This window comes from Clostridioides sp. ES-W-0018-02 (assembly GCF_020658175.1).
Classification (GTDB): Bacteria; Bacillota; Clostridia; order Peptostreptococcales; family Peptostreptococcaceae; genus Clostridioides.
Genome location: NZ_JACVVY010000028.1, coordinates 1 through 5,934 on the forward strand (window position 1 = coordinate 1; position 5,934 = coordinate 5,934).

The following is a 5,934-nucleotide window of genomic DNA, read 5'->3' on the forward strand; positions in this document are numbered from 1 at the left end:
CCTCCTTGAATATTATTTAATTATTCCATTGTGGAATAGTTTAAACATCAACATGAATTTTGTAAACTGAGTCTTTCAGTGGAAATTTTTTATATATTGAACGGTCTGGTGATTTATAAGAAATAGAGTCAAAAGTTAAATATGTGAGAGAAGACAACAAACATAATATTAAAGCTATTATTATGCCTTTTCTGTTTTTGGTAATAAACATATTATGTAATCTTTTTTCAAACCCTTTAATTCTATATAAACCAGTAGAAAATTCATTATGTATATTTGTATTTCTTTCGATTGAGTTTACAACAGTCATAGCATAACTTTGTCTATCTTCAAGACCATAATCCTTTAAAACTGTTTCATCACAGTGCATTTCACAAATATTTTCTACAACTCTATCTAATAGATATACAAGTGGATTGAACCAATAAACACATTTTAAAAATAAGATTAAGTATCTAATATATAAATCTTTGCTTTTATAATGAGTCAATTCATGTCTTAAAATCCAGTTTAATTCTTCTAAAGAATAATCATGTGGAGGTAAAAGAATATATTTTTCAAATAATCCAAAACAAGAAGGATTTGCAACTTCATAAGTGTATTTTAGTTTTATATTTCCTTTTATTTTAAATTCATTTAATAAATCACCATAAAGATTTTTTACTTCTATTTCTTCAATATCATATGATAAATCAACTATTAGGCTTTTAAATTTCAAATATCTTTTAATTATTCTGATAAAAAGTAATAATGCAATAGCACTCCAAATAAATATAATAATATTTTCATTGATTGGAAAGTTATCTATATTTGAATTATCAAGTAAACTTTTAGTGTCTAATTTATTTGTTGTATATGTGTATGTAAAAGGTATAACTAATTTAGCTATAGCAATTAGCCAAATATAATAATTAAGTCTTTTACTAAAACCTTTAAGTAAAGTCAAATTCAAAATTATCAAAATACAAATAATTAAACTGCTTATGATTGTTGAACGAATTAGAGTCTGTAAAATTAAATTAACCATATAATCTACCCATTTTATTTTTTATTTTGCATATCTTTAATAAAGTTTTTAAATGTTTTTATTTCTTCTTTGCTAAATTCTTTTTTACTCATTGATTGAAGTAAGCTTGTTACAGATTCATTATGTATATTTTTTAAAAAATCAAAAGTTTCATATTGTAAGTAGCTTTCCTTGTCAACCAAAACAGTATATGTTGTATACGTTGAATGCTTTTTAGCAGATAAAAAATTTCTTTTTACTAATCTTGATAAGAGTGTAAGTGTTGTGGTCTGCTTCCACTCATGACTCATTATAGAAACTATGTCCTGTGATGTCAATACCTTGTCAGATTGCCAAAATAGCTTCATTATCTTCAATTCAGAAGGTGGTATTTTTTTTAACATAATTAATTCCCCCAGTGCTTTTTTAATTTTACTTTCATTCTATAAAAATAGAGTGCAAGAGTCAAATTAGTATAAACATTTTATTCTACAAGCATAGAATAAAATGTTTAAAAGTTCTCTACATAGGTAGAATACAAGGTTTAAATATTTTTAGTTTATTAAAAAATATATGTATTTGTGATTGAGTAAAAACAAGCATAAAAATAAAAAAAAGTAATATTTACTGACCTACAACTGACAAAATGACTAAAATAAATAATATGAAAGTGTATAAAAATATTGCAATACCTATATTTTATAAAAAAATGGCATAAAATAAAATCTTTTATGTCCTTTTTTACTGACATGTAAAAAAGTCTTGTAAGTATTGAAATTACTAGTTTGCATAGGTTTTGCATGAAGAATTGTCGTTTTGTAAAAAAGGTTACTGAAATTTATAAAAATAATTATTAATTGACATGAATTATCATAAAAAAAGGCATCTATTTCCATGAAAAAAAAATTTTCGTCTGCATGTAAAAATAGCTATAGTAATACGTACAAATGTTCTATATTTATAGAGTTATTTGTATGTAAATTATATTTTAGATAGTATATTTAATAGCTTAATAAACAGGATTTAAAACAAGGGGGGTGTATGTAGGAAATGTAGAACAAGTGTAAGATTTATTTTGTCTTAGTGCTTTCACTTCCACATCATGTAAAAAGCATAGAAATATAACAAGTTAAGTACCCCTTAATATATGACTTATAACTTTAATTTTTTGATTTTACAATTATGTTTTTAAGCTATAAATATAGTATTAATTGTTAGGTTATAATCTAATTTCGTTAAGAGGGGGAGAGGGATGATAGATAGAGTAAATTTGTATAAAAAAATAGAGTTAGATTGTAGTATATTTAGTTTAAAACTAAAGAAGAACTATAGTGAATATGTAGACTATCAAACAGGAGAAATAAAAAAAGAAATTACATCCTATAGTTATTATTTAAATGGAATTAGGTTTTTATATGCAATAAAGTCTAAAAAGATATACTTATATGGTAGGCTGATAATGCTATTGAAAGACTCAAATCATGTATATAACTTAGATGATGTATACCTACAAAGAGAAGAAATAAGAGATAAAGCTAATAGTAAGCTTAAAGAGTTGTTTAATGCTGATGTAGATATATTAGATTTTAATGTTTCTAGTATTGAAGTAAATTTTAATGTTTACAATGTAAATGCAAATTTATATATAGAATTATTTAATCAAGTAATAAAAGACAGGCAAGATAAAAGATATGTGAACTATGTAGACACTAATAAACTTGCTAAAAATACAAGTGTATATATAAAGTCAAAGCATAATTTTAAGAGCAATAGAAATAAAACATATACACTAAATTTTTATAATAAGCTAGACCAATTATACAATCTAAGGGTAAAAGCAAATGAAGCTAGAGGCAATAGAATTAATATATCTGAAAATGATTTAAAACTAGCAGAAAATACTTTAAGATTAGAGGTTAAGTATGGTAAAGACTTTAGAACTTACTTCAATGACATATTTTTATGTAGAGATATAGTTTTAACTAAGTATAAACGTTTCATCTGTAGCACTAGACTAGATTTCTATGATTATTTTGAAACTAAAAAAATAGTACAAGAAACAAATAAATTAAAGACTAATAGTAAAAAGAAGCTATTGCAATACTTAGAACTAAGATATGCTAAAAAGAAAAAGTATAGCAAAGAAGAATTAAAGAAATATTTCAAGATGTTAGAGTTTCTAAACATAGCCCCTGCACTCATTCCTACGATTTACAAAATAAACAAATTACAGAGTCCAATCAAACTGCTAGACAAAAAAATAGAAAATTTAATGGAAAATGCTAGTAAATTCTGATAACTAGAATTATAATTAACTTATATTAAAAAAATTGAATATAAAAAAAGACTACTATCTCTATGAAGTTTGCAGACTTCATATGAGTTAATACCAACTACAACGAATAGTTAAGTAAATAGTAATCTTTTACTATAAGTTACATACTAAATGTTTTGGAAGAACATAGAGTATATAAAATATAGATGTTATCATTCTTGATATACATAAATTATAAGAGATGCAAGTCAAAAAATCAAGATAATAACGATAAAAGATAATTACAAGCTTTGTTCAAGATAGTTGGACAAGGCTTTTTTAATGCAGAGATGCAAAAAGTTTTATAAGGAAGTGTGTTTGACTTAGAGCAAACCGAATGGCTCGACAGAGTACAGGGGTAGCCGACTAAACACTTGGATTGAGTTTCAACACCATATAAATATGTCTGATACCATATTAAAGGGGTGAGAGTGGCGACTAGATGCCACAAACAATAAAAGCTAGGGGTGGCAACACTTAGTGGAAATACTCAAATATACTGTCTATTGTCGGGGTGTTGGTAGACTGTGTTAAATCACGAAGTAGAGTATTTACTTGTATCAGTCCAACGTTGTGTGGTCGTAACACACCAATCCTATTGGGTTTGAATGATATGGAAAGTAACCACGGACAGTAGTTCGTGGGTAACTGCGTCCAATTACAAAGCCTTTAGGTTTGCATTAAAAGAATAAATAATCAATAAGATTTAAAAACATGTATAACAAAATTCTAAATATGACAAGTTCCTTCTGACTTGGCATATTTAGAATGCGTTAGTAACAACTGAAAACCGTAGGTTGAAGGCGTAAGTAACCGTTAGGTTATAATGTTATGTAACATATGTAATTAGTATTTAAAGTAATAACTAGTTAAAACTAGATACTAAACTGGTGTAACAATCGTTTTGGTGAGTTTCGCTAAGGATTATATATTGTTAAAAGATAGAGGAAATTTTATATTAGAAAATATGTGTTTTTGGTGGTCTGATAGTGGTCTAAATGTGTATTTTTGAGTGATTTTATGACCCCAAAAAAATGACCTATAAAATAGATAGTATTTTGATTTTAACCAAAGAGTTTTACTAGGCTTTGCCTAGTTTTCCATGTTCATGAAATAAATGAAATTTATGTAATATGGGGTCAAAAACTCCTTATGCTCTTTTTTAAAAAAATGACTTTACAAAACAAACAAATAAGTGCTTGTAAAAATAAATAAATGTTGAAGTACAAAAATAAAGCTGTAAGGGCTTAGAGAGTCGCACAGAGCCTTAAATATATATTCTGAACTGTAAAGATATGTAATTAAAATATTTATTTTATCTTAACTGAAATGAGATAGGTTTTATGAAAAAACTAAAAAATTATTATTTTATTACATCTAAAATTTGGAAGCTGAATACTTTTAACATGAAAAAAGCTTACTGTATTTAAACAATAAGCTTTTTTATATGTAATGAAATATTATTTTTAAAATTTTAGATTTAGTAAGTTAAATTAGAATGTTTTTAATATATTATTTTTATTAAACTTATTATTAGTGAAATTGCTCCACATAGGTTAATTGCAGTAAAGTAAAAATTATGATTTTTTAAAGTATTAATAGTTAAAATTATGAAACAAAAAATAAGTATTATATGTAAAGGTATAGACATGTTAAGTGATTGATTCATATATACATACTTTAGAAACATGAGTATTAATGCAATTAGAGCTATGCCTAATACAATGTTTATATAATTTTTTAAATTCATAGAATCACTCCTTATTATTATTTAAACATTTTATTATGCTAAATTTCACAGAGTTTTATTAATGAAAAAATAGGCAGCTTAAAAAAGTCACCTTATAACAGGTGACTTAATTTTTATATGTAAATTAATAATTATGATATTATTTATAAATGTGCAACATAAGCTAATCTTTCCCAAGTTCTTGCCCCAACAATACCATCTACACCTAAACCATTACTTGATTGGAAACTTCTGACTCTTGTATATGTTTCATTTCCAAATTGACTATCAACGCCTATAGAATAACCACAGGCTTTAAGTAATATTTGTACTAGATGTACAGGATTACCACTTTCTATTTTATTATATCCTACTAGAGTTGATGTTTTAACAGTATAATTTTTTGCACCAGTTACTTTAAAATATGTACCATAAAAAAATATGTCAAAACCATCTTGACTACCTTTATAATTTTTTAATCCATAGCTTTGCATTTCATCAACTGGTATAAATATTTCAGCTTTAGGTGATGGAGTTATACCCATTTCTTCACATTTAGCCTTATATTCTTCTTTGATTTGTTTTGGAGCATTATCATAAGTAAAGGTATAACCTTCAATATGAATTGTCCATAATGGCTTGTCTGTTTCTGTATAAGTGGAATTTGTTTCAGTATCTGCGAATACAATACCACTTGTTAATGCAAATAAACAACATAGCACTATTAATATTTTTTTAACTTTTTTTAACATAAAAACCCTCCTTGAATATTATTTAATTATTCCATTGTGGAATAGTTTAAACATCAACATGAATTTTGTAAACTGAGTCTTTCAGTGGAAATTTTTTATATATTGAACGGTCTGGTGATTTATAAGAAATAGA

Annotated in this window: 4 protein-coding genes; 1 reads left to right on the forward strand and 3 read right to left on the reverse strand. The window is 25.4% G+C overall.

The genetic code is table 11. The features are described 5' to 3' along the window. Positions 1-40: 40 nt before the first annotated feature. Entirely contained in the window at positions 41-1,027 is a 987-nt protein-coding gene (locus IC219_RS20990) for a M56 family metallopeptidase (RefSeq protein WP_227437639.1), read from the reverse strand. Positions 1,028-1,041: 14 nt separating this feature from the next. Continuing rightward, positions 1,042-1,410: a BlaI/MecI/CopY family transcriptional regulator gene (locus tag IC219_RS20995; RefSeq protein WP_227437638.1), complete on the reverse strand. Its 369-nt coding sequence runs from the start codon at positions 1,408-1,410 to the stop codon at positions 1,042-1,044. 848 nt (positions 1,411-2,258) lie between these two features. On the opposite strand from IC219_RS20995, the gene IC219_RS21000 reads away from it, so the two are divergent. Further along, complete coding sequence (locus IC219_RS21000) at positions 2,259-3,302, forward strand: hypothetical protein (protein ID WP_227832018.1); 1,044 nt, start codon at positions 2,259-2,261, stop codon at positions 3,300-3,302. 1,911 nt (positions 3,303-5,213) lie between these two features. On the opposite strand, the gene IC219_RS21005 is transcribed toward IC219_RS21000, so the two are convergent. Continuing rightward, complete coding sequence (locus tag IC219_RS21005; RefSeq protein WP_227437642.1) at positions 5,214-5,801, reverse strand: peptidoglycan-binding domain-containing protein; 588 nt, start codon at positions 5,799-5,801, stop codon at positions 5,214-5,216. Positions 5,802-5,934: the final 133 nt, after the last annotated feature.